The 20,353-nt window shown below is 63.6% G+C and carries 15 protein-coding genes; 4 read left to right on the top strand and 11 right to left on the bottom strand.

Features of this window, described 5'->3' with window-relative positions:
- Positions 1 to 171: 171 nt before the first annotated feature.
- From PCO31010_RS18685 to PCO31010_RS18640, 10 genes are all read right to left on the bottom strand, one after another.
- Positions 172 to 1,617, bottom strand: coding sequence for a high affinity choline transporter 1 (locus tag PCO31010_RS18685; RefSeq protein ID WP_150665569.1), 1,446 nt, complete (start codon positions 1,615 to 1,617; stop codon positions 172 to 174).
- A gap of 367 nt (positions 1,618 to 1,984) precedes the next feature.
- Positions 1,985 to 2,638, bottom strand: a complete 654-nt coding sequence (locus PCO31010_RS18680; protein WP_150665611.1) for a methyltransferase domain-containing protein — start codon at positions 2,636 to 2,638, stop codon at positions 1,985 to 1,987.
- A 44-nt stretch (positions 2,639 to 2,682) separates the two neighbouring features.
- Entirely contained in the window at positions 2,683 to 4,242 is a 1,560-nt protein-coding gene (ubiB, locus tag PCO31010_RS18675) for a ubiquinone biosynthesis regulatory protein kinase UbiB (protein WP_150665568.1), read from the bottom strand.
- A 3-nt stretch (positions 4,243 to 4,245) separates the two neighbouring features.
- Entirely contained in the window at positions 4,246 to 4,869 is a 624-nt protein-coding gene (locus PCO31010_RS18670; protein WP_150665567.1) for a ubiquinone biosynthesis accessory factor UbiJ, read from the bottom strand.
- A gap of 166 nt (positions 4,870 to 5,035) precedes the next feature.
- Positions 5,036 to 6,019: a Tim44 domain-containing protein gene (locus PCO31010_RS18665; protein WP_150665566.1), complete on the bottom strand. Its 984-nt coding sequence runs from the start codon at positions 6,017 to 6,019 to the stop codon at positions 5,036 to 5,038.
- A 227-nt stretch (positions 6,020 to 6,246) separates the two neighbouring features.
- Positions 6,247 to 6,981, bottom strand: a complete 735-nt coding sequence (gene ubiE / locus PCO31010_RS18660) for a bifunctional demethylmenaquinone methyltransferase/2-methoxy-6-polyprenyl-1,4-benzoquinol methylase UbiE (RefSeq protein ID WP_039396086.1) — start codon at positions 6,979 to 6,981, stop codon at positions 6,247 to 6,249.
- A 59-nt stretch (positions 6,982 to 7,040) separates the two neighbouring features.
- On the bottom strand, positions 7,041 to 7,454 hold the full coding sequence (locus tag PCO31010_RS18655) for a gamma-butyrobetaine hydroxylase family protein (RefSeq protein ID WP_150665565.1): 414 nt from the start codon (positions 7,452 to 7,454) through the stop codon (positions 7,041 to 7,043).
- Between the two features lie 110 nt (positions 7,455 to 7,564).
- On the bottom strand, positions 7,565 to 8,002 hold the full coding sequence (locus PCO31010_RS18650) for an HIT family protein (protein WP_150665564.1): 438 nt from the start codon (positions 8,000 to 8,002) through the stop codon (positions 7,565 to 7,567).
- Positions 8,003 to 8,076: 74 nt separating this feature from the next.
- A complete protein-coding gene (locus PCO31010_RS18645) occupies positions 8,077 to 9,765 on the bottom strand; it encodes a Na+/H+ antiporter (RefSeq protein ID WP_150665563.1) in 1,689 nt (562 codons plus the stop codon).
- 70 nt (positions 9,766 to 9,835) lie between these two features.
- Positions 9,836 to 13,831 carry a DUF3683 domain-containing protein gene (locus PCO31010_RS18640; protein WP_150665562.1) on the bottom strand — a complete coding sequence of 1,332 codons (3,996 nt, stop codon included), beginning with the start codon at positions 13,829 to 13,831 and terminating at the stop codon, positions 9,836 to 9,838.
- A 597-nt stretch (positions 13,832 to 14,428) separates the two neighbouring features.
- Here PCO31010_RS18640 and PCO31010_RS18635 point away from each other — a divergent pair.
- Positions 14,429 to 14,887, top strand: a complete 459-nt coding sequence (locus PCO31010_RS18635) for a (2Fe-2S)-binding protein (RefSeq protein ID WP_150665561.1) — start codon at positions 14,429 to 14,431, stop codon at positions 14,885 to 14,887.
- 17 nt (positions 14,888 to 14,904) lie between these two features.
- A complete protein-coding gene (locus PCO31010_RS18630) occupies positions 14,905 to 17,136 on the top strand; it encodes a xanthine dehydrogenase family protein molybdopterin-binding subunit (protein WP_150665560.1) in 2,232 nt (743 codons plus the stop codon).
- A gap of 176 nt (positions 17,137 to 17,312) precedes the next feature.
- Here the strand turns inward: PCO31010_RS18630 and PCO31010_RS18625 are convergent, their stop codons facing one another.
- A complete protein-coding gene (locus PCO31010_RS18625; protein WP_150665559.1) occupies positions 17,313 to 17,927 on the bottom strand; it encodes a YqaA family protein in 615 nt (204 codons plus the stop codon).
- Positions 17,928 to 18,069: 142 nt separating this feature from the next.
- Here PCO31010_RS18625 and PCO31010_RS18620 point away from each other — a divergent pair, with 142 nt between their 5' ends.
- Together PCO31010_RS18620 and ilvA are read left to right on the top strand one after the other, a co-directional pair.
- The gene (locus PCO31010_RS18620; protein WP_150665558.1) at positions 18,070 to 18,690 is read left to right on the top strand and encodes a nucleotidyltransferase family protein; all 621 of its coding nucleotides are present in this window, start codon (positions 18,070 to 18,072) and stop codon (positions 18,688 to 18,690) included.
- A 121-nt stretch (positions 18,691 to 18,811) separates the two neighbouring features.
- Complete coding sequence (gene ilvA, locus PCO31010_RS18615) at positions 18,812 to 20,341, top strand: threonine ammonia-lyase, biosynthetic (protein ID WP_150665557.1); 1,530 nt, start codon at positions 18,812 to 18,814, stop codon at positions 20,339 to 20,341.
- The last annotated feature ends 12 nt before the right edge of the window (positions 20,342 to 20,353 follow it).

The following is a 20,353-nucleotide window of genomic DNA, read 5'->3' as shown; positions in this document are numbered from 1 at the left end:
TCGTGAGGCAAGATCAAGACCGGGCGTCGCCACGATCCGCGTGGCAAGCCGCGCCGTCAATGGAAAAGGGCGACTGCCGCCGCCCTCTTGCCCTGCACTCGCCGTCAGCCATTTCGCAGCCACCTAGCGAGCACTCACATGCACCGCATCGGCAGACTCAGTCCGCCGGGATCAGATCGTCGAGACCTGCTGCTCCTGCGGCTGACCGCGCTCCGAGGCCGGTTGCAGCAGCGAGCCGACGACCATCCCCGCGATCGACGCCAGCAGACCGGCCAGTTGCGGCGGCACCAGCGCTTCCGGTGCAAGGGCTTCACAGGCAATCCACACGATCAGCCCGAAGAACACGGCCAGCGTGCCGCCCAGCGAGCTGGAGCGCTTCCAGTACAAGCCGAACGCCAGCGGCACGAAGCAGCACACGAGCGTGACCTTGTACGCGCTCTCGACCATCTGGAAGATCGACGCCTTCGAGTTCATGGCATACACCAGCACCAGCGCCGTGAAGCACAGCACGACGATGCGCATCAGACGCAGCAGATGCTTGTCGTCGATCCGGCCCTTGAGCATCGGACGAATGATGTTCTCCGCGAACGTCACCGACGGCGCCAGCAGCGTCGCCGACGCGCAACTCTTGATGGCCGAGAGCAACGCGCCGAAGAACATCACCTGCGCGACGATCGGCACGCTGGTGAGCACCAACTGCGGCAGGATTTGTTGCGGGTCCGTGCCGATGTACTTCTGCACCATCGACGGGGCGATCAGGAGCGCCGAGTAGGCGAGGAAAATCGGAATGAACGTGAAGAAGAAGTACAGCACGCCGCCCGTCACCGAGCCGGAGACGGCAATATTCTCCGACTTGGACGACATCACGCGCTGGAACACGTCCTGCTGCGGGATCGAGCCGAACATCATGGTGACGCCCGCCGCTATGAACGCTAAGACATCTGCCGGGTTCATCTCCGGCAGGAACACGAACTTGCCTGCCTCAGAAGCGTGCGCGATCACCGCGCTTGCCCCGCCCGGCACCATACCCGACACGACCACGGCGATATACACCAGCCCCACGACGATGATGATCATCTGGATGAAGTCGGTCACGGCCACCGAAATCATGCCGCCCAGCAGCGTGTAAGCGAGTACCGAGACCGCACCGATGATCATGCCCGTCGGCTCCGACATCGCGCCGCCGGACACCGTATGGAACACGAGCCCCAGCGCCTTGATCTGTGCGCCGACCCAGCCGAGGTACGAGATGACGATGGCGACCGACGTCACCACTTCGACCGTCCGGTTGTACTTGAGCTTGTAGAAGTCGCCGATCGTCATGAGATTCATGCGATACAGCTTGCGGGCGAAGAACATGCCCACGAGGACCAGACACATCGACGAGCCGAACGGATCGGCCACCACGCCGCGCAGGCCCTCACCGATGAACGTCGCAGGAATGCCGAGCACCGCTTCCGAGCCGAACCAGGTCGCGAACACGACAGCCACGACCATGCCATAGGGCAGACGGCGGCCAGCGACGGTGAAATCCTTGGTATTGCGGACCTTGAGGGCGGCCAACAGCCCGATAGCCACCGAAATGACCCAATACAGAATGACAAACCAGATCAGCATAACGCGGCCCCAGCCAAGCCCCAGAGCGACGGTTGCGGCAGGGAAACGTCAACGGCAGGCGTGATCCGGCCGACAGAAGCCGCCGCGCAAGCCAACGAAACCGAGCCTTGGGCCGCAGCCTTCCGGGCAACAGAAAATCAGGTCGTGCATGACGGGGCTGATGCGATTCAGCGCTCGGGAGCGCCCGTTTTTGCCACCTGGGGAAAAAATTTTGGGCCGATTATAGCGGCGCGCGGGATGCGTGGGGAAAAAAGTCACAAATCCCCGGACGGATCGTGGCAAATATCGGGAAATACCGAGTGGCTGTCAGGCGGTTAGGCGCAGTTGGCGTCAGCGACGTGTTGCACAAATGCGTCGCCACGAGAGATCAGCGACGTCGCCAGACCATCCAGTGCTCGGCCCCGGCAAAGACCGGCACCGAGTCGTCGACGAGACGGTCGGCTTCGCAGACGAAGTCCTGCGACAGCAGCGCGTCGAGGGCTTCCGGCGCGATGCCGAACGGCGGCCCCTTCGGCGTTTCCTTGAGGAAGAAGAATCCGGCCAGACGTGCGCCCGACGGCAGCAGTTGCGCCATGCGACGGGCGTAGTCCGCCCAGAGATCGCGCGGCAACGCACAAAGGAATGCGCGCTCATAGATCACGTCGAGCGTGAACGGCGGCGTGTAGGCAAAAAAATCGGCTTGCTCGACGAGCGACGCTCGCGCACCCAATTGAGCCTTGGCGGCATCGACGGCCCCCGGCGAGAAGTCGATGGCTCGCACCGGCCAGTCTTGTGCGTCAAGCCACGCGGCTTCGTACGCTGCACCGCAGCCAGGGATCAGCGTGGCACGCGCAGCACCCTCGCCCGCAACGAACTCACGCAGCGCCTGCGGCACACCGGCGGCGTCCCACGGCATGAAGGCGCTGGCGAAACGTTCGTCCCAGAATTCCGCGCGCGACGGATCGCGATGCGCAAACGAGGGAACCGGCGGCGTCCCGCTCTTCTCTGGGGACTCTCCTTCGCGCGAGGCGTGGAGCACCATCGAATGTCTGCGATTCACGACCACGTCCGTCCTCTTCTCAATGCTCAGCTATACAGCCACACGAACGCCGTTAGCGCACCGATGGCGATACCGCCGACCAGACAGAATGCGCCCGTCAGCAGGCGGTTGGTGCGGCGTTGCTCCTGAAGGAGTGCGAGCAGCAGCGTGTCGTCTTGCGGACGTGCATGCGCCGCCAGTGCCTGATGGATGAGCCGCGGCAATTGCGGCATCGTCTTGCTCCACTGCGGCACTTCCGCTTTCAACCGCTCCAGCCAGCCGCGCGGGCCGATCTGCTCGGCCATCCAGCGCTCCAGGAACGGCTTGGCCGTCTTCCAGAGATCCAGATCGGGATCGAGCTGACGCCCCAGCCCTTCGATATTGAGCAGCGTCTTTTGCAACAACACGAGTTGCGGCTGAATTTCGACGTTGAAGCGGCGCGACGTCTGGAACAGACGCATCAGCACCAGCCCCAGCGAAATCTCCTTGAGCGGACGATCGAAGTACGGCTCGCACACCGCACGGATCGCGCCTTCGAGTTCTTCCACGCGGGTGTCCGGCGGCACCCAGCCGGACTCCAGATGCAGCGACGCCACTCGGTGATAGTCGCGACGGAAGAACGCGAGGAAGTTCTGCGCGAGGTAGTTCTTGTCGAATTCGGACAGCGCCCCGACGATGCCGCAATCGAGCGCGATGTAGCGTCCGAACGTTGCGGGATCCAGGCTCACAAGAATGTTGCCCGGGTGCATATCCGCGTGGAAGAAGCCGTCGCGCAGGAACTGCGTAAAGAAGATCTCGACGCCTTCGCGCGCCAGCTTCTTCAGATCGACGCCCGCCTCGCGCAGCACGTCGATCTGGCTGATCGGCACGCCGTGCATGCGCTCCATCACGAGTACCGAACTGGAACTGAATTCCCAATAGATCTCCGGCACCATCAACATGCCCGAATCGATGAAGTTGCGACGCAGCTGCGCGGCGTTGGCGGCTTCGCGCATCAGGTCGAGTTCGTCGTGCAGATACTTGTCGAACTCGGCCACGACTTCACGCGGCTTCAGGCGCTTGCCGTCCGGCCACAGACGCTCGACCCAACCGGCGAGATCGCGCATGAGCGCCAGATCGCTGTCGATCACGTTGAGCATATTCGGACGCAGCACTTTGACCGCAACTTCCTTGCCTGCGTGCTCGCCGTCGCGAACCCGTGCAAAGTGCACCTGCGCAATCGATGCGCTCGCCACCGGCATGCGCTCGAACTCCACGAACACTTCGTCGAGCGGACGGCCCAGCGACTTTTCGATGCTCGCGTGTGCGACCTGCGGATCGAACGGCGGCACCTGATCCTGCAAGCGAGCGAGTTCCTGTGCGATGTCCGGCGGCATCAGGTCGCGACGCGTCGAGAGTACCTGCCCGAACTTCACGAAGATCGGACCCAGCGATTCGAGCGCCAGACGCAAGCGTTCGCCGCGCGGCGCCTTCAGCCCGCTACGGCCAATCGTGAGCACGCGCAGCAACCCTCGCGTGAGGGGATGCGGAATGCTCGAGAGCACCAGCTCGTCGAGTCCGTAGCGATAGCAGACGAAGAAAATCTTGATGAGACGCAGAAGACGCATCGGTCAGCGGCCTCCGGTAGTGCGGGACGCCGCAGCGGGCGATCCCTTCAGACGTTCTAACTTCTCGAGACGCTTTTCCAGCCGCGCGAGGTCGTCGCGCAGCGTGCCGATATCGGTGCGCATCGCATCCAGACGCGGACGCGCCACCAGCAGCGGGTTCTCTTCCACGAAGTAGTCGGCCAGCGAGCGCACCAGCGTGCCGCCCGTGCGGCGAGCACCGGCGACAGCCGCGCGGCCGGTCTCCGTCACGCGATGCGCGGCGGCGTCGCCAATGAATTTGCTGAGGTCTTCGGCCACTTCCCAGCGCAGATGCTGCGCCAGATAGGACACCGTATTGGCGAACTCGGCGTCGCCTTCGATCTTGACGTGGCGCATCACGGCGGCCTGTCCGCCGCCCGCGAAGTCCGCCAGCGCCGCAGGGGGCACCGAGATGCTGACATCGCAGGGGAAGTCCGCCTCAGTGGCGGCCAGATAGCCGTCGTCGCCCACGCGCAGGCGCACGTCGATTGCCGACATGGCCAGCCGGGCGGACGCGCCGACATGATGGCGCAGACGGTCGCGTGCCCACGGTTCGCGGGCAAGCAAATGGTTCACGGTGGCGGCAAAGGCTTTGGCGGCTACGGTCATGAGCTTGGCGGCCGGCCGGTGCTGAACACCGGTCGCGCCGAAAGACGCCGTCCGCAGACAACCTTCGGACGGCAAAAACAAAAGAGCCCGCGCATTGACGCGCGGGCTCTCATTGTAAGGCAGGTTACGCCAAAAACGTCGCCAGCCTAATTCAGCTTAAGCCAGCTTAGGCGAGCTGCTGAATCCCGGCGAGCACCCAGCCACCGTTACCGGTCACCGGCTTGGTCAGGTTCCACACCTCGTTGAACGGCTCGGCGGCGGCACCTTCGGCTTCGCGGATCAGGCCCGAGAAGCGAACGCTGGCCATGTACTCGCTGGTCGATTGCTCGATGCCGAGGAGTTCGGCGTCCAGTTGCACGACGTCCGTACGGTTGGTCGACTTACCGCGCTCTTCGAGGTCCATCTTGATTTCCGCAAACATCTGCGGCGTGGTGAACTCGTTGATGTCGGCCTGATCGCCCTTGTCCCAAGCGGCTTGCAGACGGTTGAAGTACACCTTCGCGCTGCGCAGGAAGCCTTCCGTGTCGAAACCGGCAGGCACACCGAACGACTCGGCTGCGGCGGCACCGGCTGCGGCACCTGCGGCGACCGGGGCAGCCGTCTGGAAGGCGGTCTGCTGCGGCTGTTGCGGCTGCTGCTGGTTATCCCATTGCTGACGCAGCGAATTGTTCGACGATGCGTCGTTGCCTGCGCCTGCATAGGCCGGCGTCTGGGACTGCGACTTATTGCCACGGAAGCGGCGGATCAGCCACATCACGGCGAACGCGATCAACGCGATGATGATGACGTTGGCCATCATGCTGGCGAACGCGCCACCCATGCCGAAGTGCGACAACAGGGCGGCAATACCGAGACCTGCGGCCAGACCGGCGATCGGTCCGAGCCAGCGGTTGGCCGGTTTGGCGGCTGCGGCCGCGCCTGCGGCACCTGCGCCAGCGGCCGCCGGAGCGGCCTGAGTCGGGGCTGCGCCCGGGGCGGCTTGCGCCGGCTGCTGCGGCGTTGCCTGACGTTGCGTCACGGTGTTGGACTGCTTGCCGATGCTCCGGCCGCCGCCAACGCGCTTGGCGTCAGCGTCCGCGATCGTCATGCCGACCGCCACTACGCCGGCCACAACGCCCAACAACAGCTTGTTTTTCAGGAACTGGAACATCGTTCTGGTCTCTCCGTGGAGTTATAGGTTGCTGTCTACTGACAGACGTCAACCCAAATGGTTCAGACGTTTTTTACGTACTAAAACCAGATAAGGCGACGGGCGATTCTGCCACAGCAAAATTAGCTTGTACTTAGGGGATGGCAAACAAAACGCCCCGGCGCGGCGTTTCACCGCAATCCGGGGCGCTGTATGTCGTCTGGACGATCAGGTAAGTAAGTGTGTACTCAGAACTTACGTCCGATGTGCAGGGCGACGACACCGGCGGTCAGGTTGTGGTATTCCACGCGCTCAAGACCGACGTCTTCCATCATCGTCTTGAGCGTTTCCTGATCCGGGTGCATGCGAATCGATTCGGCCAAATAGCGATAGCTGTCGGCGTCGCCCGCGATGCGCGAGCCCAGCCACGGCAGCACTTTGAACGAATACGCGTCGTACGCCTTTTCCAGCGGCTGCCAGACCTTCGAGAACTCCAGCACCATGACCTTGCCGCCCGGCTTGATCACGCGGCGCATTTCCGCGAGCGCGGCGTCCTTGTGGGTCATGTTGCGCAGGCCGAACGCCACGGTCACCACGTCGAAATAGTTCGACGGGAACGGCAGCTTCTCGGCGTCGCAGAGCAGCGACGGCGTGACGATCCCGTCGTCGAGCAGGCGATCGCGGCCCACGCGCAGCATCGATTCGTTGATGTCGGTGTGCCAGACTTCGCCGGTCGGGCCCGCCGCCCGTGCGAACGCTTTCGACAAGTCGCCCGTACCGCCTGCGATGTCGAGCACCTTGAAGCCGGGGCGCACAGCGGCGCGTCCGATCGTGAAGGCCTTCCAGATGCGGTGCAGGCCGCCCGACATCAGGTCGTTCATGATGTCGTACTTGCTCGCGACGGAATGGAACACCTCGGCAACCTTGCCAGCTTTTTCCTTCTCGTCGACGGTCGTATAACCGAAGTGGGTCTGATCACCCATTGCACATCTCCAAAATCAGGTAAGCGGGCACACACTCGCGTGCGTGCGGCGCCGGGGCCTCAATGGTGGTGACAGCCACCGGCCGCCGGCGACACCATCGGCGTGTCGCGATCGACACCCGCTGCCGCAAGCTTGTCCAGGTATTCCTGCCACAGCGCGTCCTGACGCACGCACAGCTCGTAGAGGTAATCCCACGAATAGATGCCGGTGTCGTGGCCGTCCGAGAAGACGGGACGCACGGCGTAATTGCCGATCGGCTCCAGACCGTTCAGCGTGACGTCACGCTTGCCGGTTTGCAGCGTCTCCTGCCCCGGCCCGTGCCCACGCACTTCCGCCGACGGCGAGAGTACGCGCAGCAATTCGAACGGCAGGCGGTAGGTCTTACCGTCCTCGTAACCGAGTTCCAGCACCTTTGATGCGCGATGCAGCGTCAGGGAAACGGGAATCGGCGTGTCTTTCTCCAGCCCAGCCATGATCTTGCTCCAGAAAATTCGGTCGCCGCGCGCACATGCCGCGCGAGTGCCGCATACGGCACATCGGCGGGCAGTATAGCCGCTCGGGCGTGCTCAGTCAGGCCTCTGCATCAAGCAGGCCAGCCCGGCATGCGTTCCAATTCTGCCACGATGGCCTCGCGCAACGCCGGTAGCCATGCCGAGCGCTCTGCGATGACCGCCTCCGGCAGTTCGCGCTGCGGCGCGCTCCAGACCGAACCGGGAAAGTGGATGTCGTCGCGATAACGCGGAATCACGTGCCAATGCACGTGCGGCACCATATTGCCCAGGCTCGCGACGTTGACCTTGTGCGGCGACATCACCGTGCGTTGCGCGGTCTCGACGGCGAACACGGCGCGCATCACATGCTCGCGCGCCGCCTGCGGCAAATCGCTCATCTCCGCGACGTGCTCGCTCCAGATCACGCGCGCGAAACCCGGATAACCGGGCTCGCTCGCCAGCACCACGCGCAGCACAGGATCGCGCCACACCACTTCGCCGCCGTCACCAGCGCAAAACGGACATTCCATGATGATTCTCCCTCCCGTTGGCCTGTCGCGCTGCCGTCCCAAATGCGATGAAAGCAATGAAGGGACGGCACACGTCAGTGCTTCTTTCCTTTGCGGCGCTTACCGGTGGCCGGATCGACCGGCCCCAGAGCGAGTTCGGCGAAGTCGATTTCGCTGAGCAGCTCGCGTAGCGTTTCGTCGTTGATGCGGTGCGTAATGCGCAGACGCGACAGCTCCACACGCTCCGCCTGCAACGCGGCGGCCCGCAGGCGCCGCTCCACCTCGACCTCACGCACCGCGCGCTCACGCATCTCTTCGGTCGCCGTCGCAGCGTTAAGGGTTCGGCGATACCGGCCCATCACCCGCGCCGCCGCTTCCGCGCACACGGCCGTATCCAGTTCGTCACCCGACTTGGCGATCATCTTCTGCAGCGACTCCACCGCGCGAATCGCGGCCTCGGACGCCGCCAGCCGCGCCTCACCCATCTCGCGATTGCGCGGGTCTTCGACCGGCCAGCGCACGCCGCGCAGCAGGATCGGCAACCCGAGGCTGCCACCGATGAGCGAAAGCAGAATCACGCCAGCGGCGAGAAAGATCAGCAGATCGCGTCCCGGGAACGGCGCGCCGCCCGGCAGCGCCAGCGGCACGGAGAGCGCACCGGCCAGCGTCACCGCCCCGCGCACACCGGAAAGCGCCGTCACGCCGGTGAAGCGCATGCCCGGCTTCATCGTGATCTCGCCGCGACGCATGCCGAGGAAATACATCACGCGCCACGCCGCCCACACCCAGCAAAAGCGCAGGACGATAAGCACGGCGGAGATCGCGCCGACGTAGAACATCAATTCGCCGAGATTCGTCAGCGTTCCCCACAGATGCTCGCTCGGACGCAGCGCCGCGCGCACGATGTCCGGCAGTTGCAGGCCGAGCAGCACGAACACCGAGCCGTTGAAGACGAATTCGAGCATCGACCACACCCCGTTGCCGAGAATGCGCGTCGCTGTACGGGAGTTAAGCAGATCCGTCGAACTCACCGTCATGCCCGCCGCCACTGCCGCCAGAATCCCGGAAAAACCGAAGTGCTCCGCGAGCAGATAGGCGGCGAATGGCATGAGCAGCAGAAGCAGCACGACAGTCGCGGGCTCTTCCGTGGAGGCGTCCAGCACACGGCGATGGAATTGCGTGAACAGCCACGTCACCGCCCAGCCCGCGAGCAGGCCGCCCAGCGCGATGACGAAAAAGGAGAACGTGGCGTTGCCGATAGAGAAGATGCCTGTGGTCGCGGCCACCAGTGCGAACTTGAACGCGACGAGGCCCGACGCGTCGTTCATCATCGCCTCGCCTTCGAGTACATGCATAAGCCGCGTGGGCATGCGCATGCGCCCGGTGAGCGCAGAGACGGCGACGGCGTCGGTCGGCGAGAGCACGCCGCCGAGCGCGAACGCGACGGCCAGCGGAATCGACGGGATCATCCAGTGGATGAAGTAGCCCACGCCGAGCACCGTGAAGATCACGAGGCCGAGCGCCATCGCGACGATCGGCACGCGCAGGTGCCAGAACTCGCGCTTGGGCATGCGCCAGCCGTCGGCAAACAGCAGCGGCGGGATGAACAGCAGGAAGAAGATCTCGGGATCGAGATCGATGTGCAGACCCGCGCCCGGATAGGCGAGCGCGGCGCCCACGGCGATCTGCACGAGCGGGACAGGCAGGAATCTGACGAAGCTGACCAGCACGCCGGTCAGCGCCACTACGAACAGCAGGATCAGTGCTGTGTAGACTACCTCCATGCCACCTCCGTGGTCCGTCGGTCAATCATCGGCCGCGTCCCCCAGAGGCGCACGAGGGGTGAGAGGTGCATCAGACCAGCACGCGTTCGATGCCGCCGTTGTTTGCATCCTTGACGTAGTCCACCAGCCACTGATCGCCCAGAATGTGCTTGGCGATCTCGACGACGATGTAGTCGGCGGTGACATCGGCATCGTCGTTGTAGCGCGACAGACCTTGCAGGCACGACGGGCAGCTCGTCAGGATCTTGACGTCTTCCACCTTACCGTCCGCTCGCAGCTTCGCCGCGCCCTTGCGCATTTCCTCTTCCTTGCGGAAGCGGATCTGCGTCGAGATATCCGGACGCGTGACCGCCAGCGTACCCGATTCGCCGCAGCACCGATCGTTCTTCTCGATCTTGTAGCCGTCGTTCTCGCTGCCCATCAACTGGTTCACGAGCTTGACCGGGTCCATCGTCTTGATCGGCGTGTGGCACGGATCGTGATACATGTAGCGCGTACCGTTCACGCCTTCGAGCTTCACGTTCTTCTCAAGCAGGTACTCGTGGATGTCCACGATACGGCAGCCCGGGAAGATCTTCTCGAATTCGTAACCTGCGAGCTGATCGTAGCAAGTGCCGCACGACACCACCACCGTCTTGATATCGAGGTAGTTCAGCGTGTTGGCCATGCGGTGGAAGAGCACGCGGTTGTCCGTCACGATCTTCTCGGCCTTCTCGCCCTGCCCCGATCCGCGTTGCGGATAGCCGCAGCACAGATAGCCCGGCGGCAGCACCGTCTGCACGCCCACGTGCCAGAGCATCGCCTGCGTGGCGAGACCGACCTGCGAGAACAGGCGCTCCGAGCCGCAGCCCGGGAAGTAGAACACCGCTTCCGAATCCACCGTGGTGGCCTTCGGGTTGCGAATGATCGGCACCACCTTGTTGTCTTCGATGTCGAGCAGCGCGCGCGCCGTCTTCTTCGGCAAGTTGCCCGGCATCTTCTTGTTGACGAAGTGGATCACCTCTTCGCGCAGCGGCGGCTTGCCGACGGTTGCAGGCGGGTGTGCCGTCTGCTTCTTGGCGATCTTCTTGAAGATGTCCGCACCGAAGCGTTGCGCCTTGTAGCCCCAGTCGATCATCACCTTGCGGGTGATGTTGATCGTCTCGGGGTTGGTCGCGTTCAGGAAGAACATCCCGGCGGCCGCGCCCGGATTGAACTTCTTTTTGCCCATCTTGCGCAGCAGGTTGCGCATATTCATCGTCACGTCGCCGAAGTCGATCTTGACCGGGCAAGGCGTGGCGCACTTGTGGCAGACCGTGCAGTGATCGGCCACGTCGTTGAACTCGTCCCAGTGCTTGATCGACACGCCACGGCGCGTCTGCTCTTCGTACAGGAACGCTTCGATGAGCAGCGACGTTGCGAGAATCTTGTTACGCGGGCTGTAAAGCAGGTTCGCGCGCGGCACGTGCGTGGCGCACACCGGCTTGCACTTGCCGCAGCGCAGGCAGTCCTTCACGCTGTCGGCAATCGCGCCGATGTCCGATTGCTGCATGATCAGCGACTCGTAGCCCATCAGCCCGAAGCTGGGCGTATAGGCGTTGCGCAGATCGGCGGGCAGTTCGGGCAGATTGAGCAGCTTGCCCTTGTTGAAGCGCCCTTCCGGGTCCACGCGCATCTTGTACGCGCGGAATTCGCCGATTTCGGCTTCCGTCAGGAACTCCAGCTTGGTGATGCCGATGCCGTGTTCGCCCGAGATCACGCCGTCGAGCGAGCGCGCGATGTCCATGATGCGGGCCACGGCCTTGTGCGCATCCTGGAGCATCTCGTAGTTGTCCGAGTTCACCGGGATGTTCGTGTGCACGTTACCGTCGCCAGCGTGCATGTGCAGGGCTACGAACACACGACCGTGCAGCACGCGCTTGTGGATCGCCTGCGCTTCGTCGAGGATCGGCTTGAACTCGCCGCCCATGAAGATCTGACGCAGTTCGGCACGAATCTCCTGCTTCCACGAAATGCGCACCGTGCGATCTTGCAGCAGATCGATGAGACGCGTTTCCGGATGCTTGTTCAGACGGTCGTTCAGCGCGACGTTGATATCGCGAATGCCGTGACGATTGAGCAGCGGGATGGCGTCGGCGAGCGACATTTCGAAGTTGTCGCGCAGGTACTCCCAGCGAGCGCGCACCTCCCGCAGCATCGTGAGCGCCGTCTGCACGCGATCTTCGAGAAGTTCGGCCGACGGAATTTCGTTCGCGTCGTCTGTCTTGCCGAGCGGCAGATTGCCCGCTTCGAAGAACGTTTCGAGCGCGTCGACCAGTTGCAGCTTGTTCTTGAGCGAAAGCTCGATGTTGATGCGTTCGATGTGATCCGTGTACTCGCCCATGCGATGCAGCGGAATCACCACGTCTTCATTGATCTTGAAGGCGTTCGTGTGACGCGCGATGGCGGCCGTACGCGAGCGGTCGAGCCAGAACTTCTTGCGCGCCTCGGCCGACACGGCGACGAAACCTTCACCGCTCTTGCCGTTGGCCATGCGAATGACTTCCGACGTCGCTTGTGCGACTGCGTTGTCGTCGTCGCCGACGATATCGCCGATCAGCACCATCTTCGGGAACGCGTTGCGCTTCGACTTCGTGGCATAGCCCACTGCGCGCAGATAGCGCTCGTCCAGATGCTCCAGACCGGCGAGAATCGCGCCGCCCGCAGCCGTCTGCGCGAACATGTAGTCCTTGATTTCGACAATGCTCGGAATCGCTTCCTTCGCCTGGCCGAAGAATTCCAGACACACCGTGCGCGTGTGCGCGGGCATCTTGTGCAGAATCCAGCGCGCGCTCGTGATCAGGCCGTCGCAGCCTTCCTTCTGAATGCCCGGCAGACCGGCGAGGAACTTGTCCGTGACGTCCTTACCCAGACCTTCCTTGCGGAAACGCTTACCTTCGATCTCCAGCATCTCGGTCTTGAGCAGCACTTCGCCCGGGGCCTGATTGCCGTCGAACCATTTGAGTTCGAAGCGAGCGACCGGGATGTCGTGAATCTTGCCGAGGTTGTGATCGTGACGCGTGACTTCCAGCCAGTTGCCCTGCGGATCGACCATGCGCCACCAGGCGAGGTTATCCAGCGCGGTGCCCCACAGCACGGCCTTCTTGCCACCGGCGTTCATGGCGACGTTGCCGCCGATGCACGAGGCATCGATCGACGTCGGGTCCACCGCGAACACCAGACCGGCGCGCTCGGCGGCTTCGGCCACACGGCGCGTGACCACACCTGCGCCCGAGAAGATCGTGCCGACCGGCTTATCGACGCCCGGCAGTTGCAAGTATTCGACCTCGTCGAGCTGTTCCAGCTTTTCCGTATTGATGACGGCCGAGAACGGCGTGAGCGGAATCGCGCCGCCCGTGTAGCCCGTGCCACCTCCACGCGGGATCACCGTCAGCCCCAGTTCGAAGCAGCCCTTCACCAGCGACGCCATTTCGGCTTCGCTATCCGGGGTCAGCACCACGAACGGATATTCCACGCGCCAGTCGGTCGCGTCCGTCACGTGCGAGACACGCGACAGACCGTCGAACTTGATGTTGTCGCTGGCGGTCGTGCGACCGAGCACCTTCTTCGCGCGACGGCGCAGTTCCGCCATCTTCTCGAACTCGGCGGCGAAGTCCGCCACGGCGCGGCGTGCGGCCACTTCCAGTTGCTCGACGCGGGCAGCGCGCTCGCGGCCATGCGCGTCGGCGTGTTCGGCCACGTCGGCACGGCGACGCTTGTCGATTTCGTTCAGACGGTGGTCGAGCGCGTCGATCAGCAGCTTGCGGCGCTTCGGATTGTCGAGCAGGTCGTCTTGCAGATACGGGTTACGGCGTACCACCCAAATGTCGCCGAGCACTTCGTACAGCATGCGCGCCGAGCGGCCGGTACGGCGTTCGGCACGGAGTTCGTCGAGGATCGCCCAAGCGTCCGCGCCGAGCAAGCGCATGACGATTTCGCGGTCCGAAAACGACGTGTAGTTGTAAGGAATTTCACGCAGACGCGGGGGTTGAGCGGCTACGGCATGCTTAGCGTCGTGCGGCTCGAAGGCAGGCAAGGGTGCGTTCATCTTGTCGGGCTCGTCATTGCGGCGGTGCATCCGCCGTCGGCGTTCGTCTCGCGGGACGCGCCGAAAGTCAAAATCGGGTATGCGCTGGGCGTGCCGACCGCAGGCGCAAGGGGTGCGCGCGGGCCGGCAACGGTCAATCTGCGGTCAACGAGATCGACGACTGCCGTGCAAGGACGCCGATGACGAATCGTGTTCGGTCATCGGGCAGAAGCACAGAGGGGTGAGGCAGTTGGTGCGCATGCCCAGATCTTTCTTCCGGCTTGGGAAAGTGTTGGTAGGGGAATGTAGGTCGAATTGTACTTCATTGCACCGCAACACGTCGGCGCCGCGCCGAAAACCCCTGCGTGACGCGTCAATCCACTCTTTTCCATCGCACTTCCATCGCACGTGAACCTGCTGCGCGCCTCATCGCTACGTTGATGGCGGCTTCACAACGACGCCGACGCCAGCACCCACCCCTCACTTTCACCATAAAAGCACACCGCTATATTCCTTTAGATACAACGACTTGCGCCGTACTTCTGAACTGAAATTTCCAAGGAATGGGAGTATGTTCTACCCGTCCCCCGACTTATCCACCCATCAAGAGGTGTTTCCATGGCTTCGTTCCAACTGAACGGCAAAACGGTGAAGGTCGACGTCGACCCCGCCACTCCCCTGCTCTGGACCTTGCGCGACGCGCTCAACATGACCGGCACCAAGTTCGGTTGTGGCATGGCGTTGTGCGGTGCCTGCACCGTCCATCTCGACGGCCAGCCCATCCGTAGCTGCGTCACCCCTGTGTCTGCCGTCGAAGGCAAGAAGATCACCACCATCGAGAACGTCGGCGCCGATCCGGTCGGCGCTGCCGTGCAGGCTGCATGGGTCAAGCACGACGTGCCGCAGTGCGGCTACTGCCAGAGCGGCCAGATCATGTCGGCCACCGCCCTGCTGCGCGATAACAAGTCGCCGAACGACGAACAGATCGATACCGCGATGGCGGGCAACATCTGCCGTTGTGGCACGTACGCCCGCATTCGCGCGGCCATCAAAGACGCCGCATCGTCGCTGGCCTGAGGCGAGGAGACACCAACATGCGTGAACTTCGTTTCTCCCAACGTCCCGGCGTTGCCGTGGGCGACTTCACCGGCGTGAGCCGTCGTGGCTTCCTCAAGACGTCCGCCATTGCAGCGGGCGGCCTGATGCTGGAAATGTCGCTGCCCGGCATGATGCGCACGGCCAGTGCACAGGGCGCGGCCCCGGCAGCGGTCGTGCCGTCCGCCTTCGTGCATATTGCCCCGGACGACACTGTCACCATTCAGGTCAACCGACTCGATTTCGGACAAGGCGTGCAAACGGCGCTGCCGATGCTCGTTGCTGAAGAACTCGATTGCGACTGGTCGAAGGTCCGTGGCGAGCTGGCCCCGGCGGCCGACGTCTACAAAGACCCGATGTTCGGCATCCAGATGACGGGCGGCTCCGGCTCCATTGCGCACTCTTGGATGCAGTACCGGCGCATTGGCGCGTCGGCGCGTGCGATGCTGATTGCGGCGGCAGCCCAGCAATGGAAAGTCCCGGCCGACCAGTTGCGCACCGAAAAGGGCGTCGTGCTCGGCCCGAACGGTAAGCGCGCCACCTACGGCAGTCTCGCCGCTAAGGCGCAGGCCATGCCGGTCCCGGCCAACGTTGCGCTCAAGGATCCGTCCGCCTTCCGCCTGCTCGGCAAGCCGACGGGTCGTCTGGACGCCAAGGCCAAGTCAACCGGCACGCCGATGTACGGCATGGACTTCAAGCTGCCGAACCTCAAGGTAGCGGTCGTGGCGCGTCCGCCGGTGTTCGGCGCCAAAGTGAAGACGTTCGACGCCAAGGCGGCGAAGGCCGTCAAGGGTGTGCGCGACGTCCTTGAAATTCCGGACGACCGTGGCGGCACCGCCGTTGCCGTCATCGCCGATGGCTACTGGCAGGCGAAGACTGGCCGCGATGCGCTCAAGGCCGAATGGGACACCAGCGGCGTCGAGCATGTCGACACCACGGCGCAGTTGGCCAAGTACAAGGAAATGGCGAAGACGCCGGGCACCGTCGCCATCGACGCCGACGTCTCCAAACTCAAGGGCGCACCGAAAACCCTCGTGGCCGAGTACAGCTTCCCGTACCTCGCCCATGCCCCGATGGAACCGCTGAACTGCACGGTGCAGATCTCGGGCAAAGGCGCGGAAGTGTGGACCGGCACGCAGTTCCAGACCGTCGATCAGGCGGCCATTGCGCGCACGCTCGACCTCAAGCCTGAGCAGGTCAAACTGCATACGTTGATGGCAGGCGGCGGTTTTGGCCGTCGTGCGGTGCCGACGTCGGACTACGGCGTCGAAGCCGCGCAGGTCGCGAAAGCGTGGCACGGCGCGGGCCATCGCGAGCCAGTCAAGGTCATCTGGAGCCGGGAAGACGACATTCACGGCGGCTACTACCGTCCAATGTACGTGCACCGTGCCGAGATCGGTCTGGATGCCAAGGGCAACGTGCTCGCGTGGAATCACACCATCGTCGGCCAGTCGATTCTGGCGGGCACGCCGTTCGAGAAGATGATGGTGAAGAACGGCATCGACGGCACGAGTGTCGAGGGCGTCTCCGGCACACCGTACGCCGTGCCGTTGCGTCTGACGCTGCACAGCCCGAAGGTGAACGTGCCGGTGTTGTGGTGGCGTTCGGTGGGCAACACCCACACGGCATTCGTGATGGAGACGTTGATCGACGAATTGGCGAAGAATGCGGGCCAGGACCCGGTCGCGTACCGCTATGCGTTGTTGGGCGACAAGCATCCGCGTCACCGTGACGCGTTGGCATTGGCCGTGGAGCGCTCGGGTTACGGCAAGACCAAACTGCCCGCAGGGCAGGCATGGGGTGTGGCCGTACATGAATCGTTCGACTCGGTGGTGGCGTACGTGGTGGTGGCAGAGATGCCTAACGGTGCATCGGGTGCACCGCGTCTGGTGAGTGCCACGGCGGGCGTGCATTGCAACTTCGCGGTCAATCCGTTGACGGTTGCAGCGCAGGTTGAGGGTGCGGCGTTGATGGGCTTGGGCACAACGTTGCCGGGTGCGGCGATCACGCTCAAGGATGGCGAAGTCGAGCAGAGCAACTTCCACCAGTACACGGTGGCGCGTCTGACGGACATGCCCGCGATCAATGTGCACGTGGTTAGCTCGGGCGACGCACCGACGGGGATGGGCGAGCCGGGTCTGCCGCCGTTGGCACCGGCGTATGCGAACGCCGTGTTTGCGTTGACGGGCAAACGTCAGCGCGCGTTGCCGTTCGAGGTCACAAGCGCGTAATCACTAGCCACTAGCGCACTAGCGTACGAGCGCGTAAGAAGGTGGGTCCTGGGAAAGCATGATGGTGAGCCGGACCGGGGCCCCTTTCTGAACCGAGTTGGGTTTATGTCTGAGGGGCGGAAAGGGGCTCCGGTCCGGCCTCCGGACTTCGTGAGAACCGCCGAAAGCGGCCTCACTCAGCCGATGAGCAGATGCTTGAATGGCGCGAAGATGCCTTGCCAGAACGATTCGGGCACACGCAGCATCAGGTAGGTGATGGCGACGTAGCGGAGTGTCTTGCCGATGGCGACATAGATAAGGCATGAACGCCACGAGAGCCGGAGCCATCCGGCAAGGGTGCAGAGTGGATCGCCGACGACGGGCAGCCACGAAAGCAAAAGCAGCGGTGGTCCGAAGCGTCGCATCCAGCGGGTGTAGCGTTCGTTCATGGGCGCTTTGCCGTCCGCGTCCCCTTTGCCTGCCTTCGCCTGCGGCACATCGACAACCACGGCGACACCACCGACCGCCGCCGCCCGCGCATGCGCCCGTCGGCGCGCCTTGAGCCGCACGAACGCGCGACGCGCCGCGAACCCCATCCACCAGTCCAGCATGCCGCCGAGCGTATTGCCCACGCTCGCCACGACAATGGCCGTCCAGAACATATGCGGATTGAGCGCCACGTAGCCGAAGAGCGCGGGTTCCGAGCCCATCGGCAGCAGCGTGGCGGAGAGAAACGACACCAGAAAAATGGCGGGCAGGCCCACGCCGGGCAACGCCAACACGCCCAGCAACCAGGTGATGAACGACTCCATGCAGCTCCGCAGAAAGCAAAATCCGACCGAAAAGCATCGCAACGCCATCGCCCCCGACCGACCAGACGGTCAGTCAACGACACCGCGAATGCGTGCACACGCGTTTGGCAGAAACAAAAAGTCTGGCGCATAATGCGTGACCATGACCCGACCCTCGACGCCGCCCGTGGCCATTCTACTGGCAGGCGGACTCGGTACCCGCTTCGACGCGGCGGGGCGCCGGAACAAGCTGCTCGCGCCGCTACCCGGAGATCCCCTGAACCGACCCGTTGCCCTCGCCAGCGCCCACGCGCTGCTGGCTGCATTGCCGCGCGTAATCGCGGTGGTGCGACCGGACTCGGCCGAGCTGGAGAACGTGTTGTTGCAGGCGGGTTGTGAAGTCGTCATGAGCCACGCTACCAAGCGCGGCATGGGTGCGACCCTCGCGGCGGGCATCAACGCCGCCTCCGACGAAGATCCGCCCCCGGGGCTCGAGCATCTCGACGGCTGGCTCGTCGCGCTGGCCGACATGCCCTACATCCACCCGAATACCCTGCGCGCGATTGCAAACGGCCTCACGTCGCCCGAAGCCATCGTCGCCCCGAGTTATCAGGGACAGCGCGGCCATCCCGTCGCGTTCGGTTCCGCCTATACCTCACGTCTTGCCGCCCTCGATGGCGACATCGGCGCGCGCGACCTGTTGATTAGCGAGCACATTACGATCGTCGATGTCGACGACGCCGGAATCGTGCGCGACATCGACACCCCAGACGACCTACGCTAGGGCGCGCACTCCCCTTTCCAGTTTTTCCCCGAAAGACCAAGCGCGACCGCCCCGGCGGAAGTGCTGGTCTATCATTGTCCTTTTGTTCCTTGATGTGCCTAACCTGAAGAAGCCCTAAATCATGTCTGACGCAGCTCCCGACTATCTGAAGAAGATCCTGACCGCCAAAGTCTACGACGTCGCCTTTGAGAGCGAACTCGAACCGGCTCGCACGCTTTCCATGCGGCTGCACAATCGAATTTATCTCAAGCGCGAAGACAACCAGACGGTGTTCTCCTTCAAGATTCGGGGCGCGTACAACAAGATGGCCAATCTCAGCGAGGCCGAGCGCGAGCGCGGCGTGCTGACCGCGTCCGCCGGGAACCACGCGCAGGGCGTTGCCTACTCGGCGGCGCGTCTGGGCTGCAAGGCCGTCATCGTCATGCCGGTCACCACGCCGCAGGTCAAGATCGACGCCGTGAAAACCCACGGCGGACGCGCCGTCGAAGTCGTGCTCGCGGGCGACTCTTATAGCGACGCCTACGCGCACGCCATGACGCTGCAAGCCGAACGTGGCCTGACCTTCGTGCCGCCGTTCGACGACCCCGACGTTATCGCCGGTCAGGGCACCATCGGCATGGAAGTCCTGCGTCAACATCAGGGCCCGCTGCATGCCATCTTCGTGCCCATCGGTGGCGGTGGACTGGCGGCCGGTGTCGCGGCTTACGTCAAAGCCGTGCGTCCTGAGATCAAAGTCATTGGCGTGCAATCGGTCGACTCCGACGCGATGGCGCAATCCATCCACGCTGGCGAGCGCATCCTGCTAAACGACGTCGGTCTGTTCGCTGACGGCACCGCCGTCAAATACGTCGGCGAAGAAACCTTCCGCCTGTGCAGCGAGTATCTCGACGAAGTCGTGCGTGTCGACACCGACCAGCTCTGCGCCGCCATCAAGGATGTCTTCCAGGACACGCGCAGCGTGCTGGAGCCGTCCGGCGCGTTGTCCGTGGCAGGCGCGAAGCTGTATGCCGAGCGCGAAAAGCTCAAGGGCGAAACACTCGTCGCGATCACCTCGGGCGCCAACATGAACTTCGACCGCCTGCGCTTCGTCGCGGAGCGCGCCGAAGTCGGTGAAGCACGCGAAGCGGTGTTCGCCGTCACCATTCCCGAGGCACGCGGCAGCTTCAAGCGCTTCACCGAAGTGGTGGGCAGCCGCAATGTGACCGAGTTCAACTACCGAATTAGTGAAGCGTCCAGCGCCCACATCTTCGTGGGCATCCAGATGCACAACCGCGACGAAGGCGAGCGCATCAAGGCCGGTTTCGAGCGTCACGGCTTCCCGACGCTCGATCTGTCGAACGACGAACTCTCCAAGCAGCACATCCGCTACATGGTGGGCGGCCGCTCGGCGTTGGCCAGCCACGAAGTGCTGTACCGCTTCGAGTTTCCGGAGCGTCCGGGCGCGCTGATGAAGTTCCTCTCGGCCATGAGCCCGAACTGGAACATCAGCCTGTTCCATTACCGGAATCAGGGCGCGGACTACAGCAACATCCTCGTGGGGATTCAGGTCCCGAACGACGAGAAGGCCGCGTTCCGCGACTTCCTCGCAACGCTCGGCTATCCTTACTGGGACGAAAGCGACAACCCCGTGTACAAGCTGTTCCTCGGGTAAGTCGCGACGCAC

Source organism: Pandoraea commovens (assembly GCF_902459615.1).
GTDB classification, from domain to species: domain Bacteria; phylum Pseudomonadota; class Gammaproteobacteria; order Burkholderiales; family Burkholderiaceae; genus Pandoraea; species Pandoraea commovens.
This window is presented reverse-complemented; position numbering and strand designations above follow the sequence as displayed.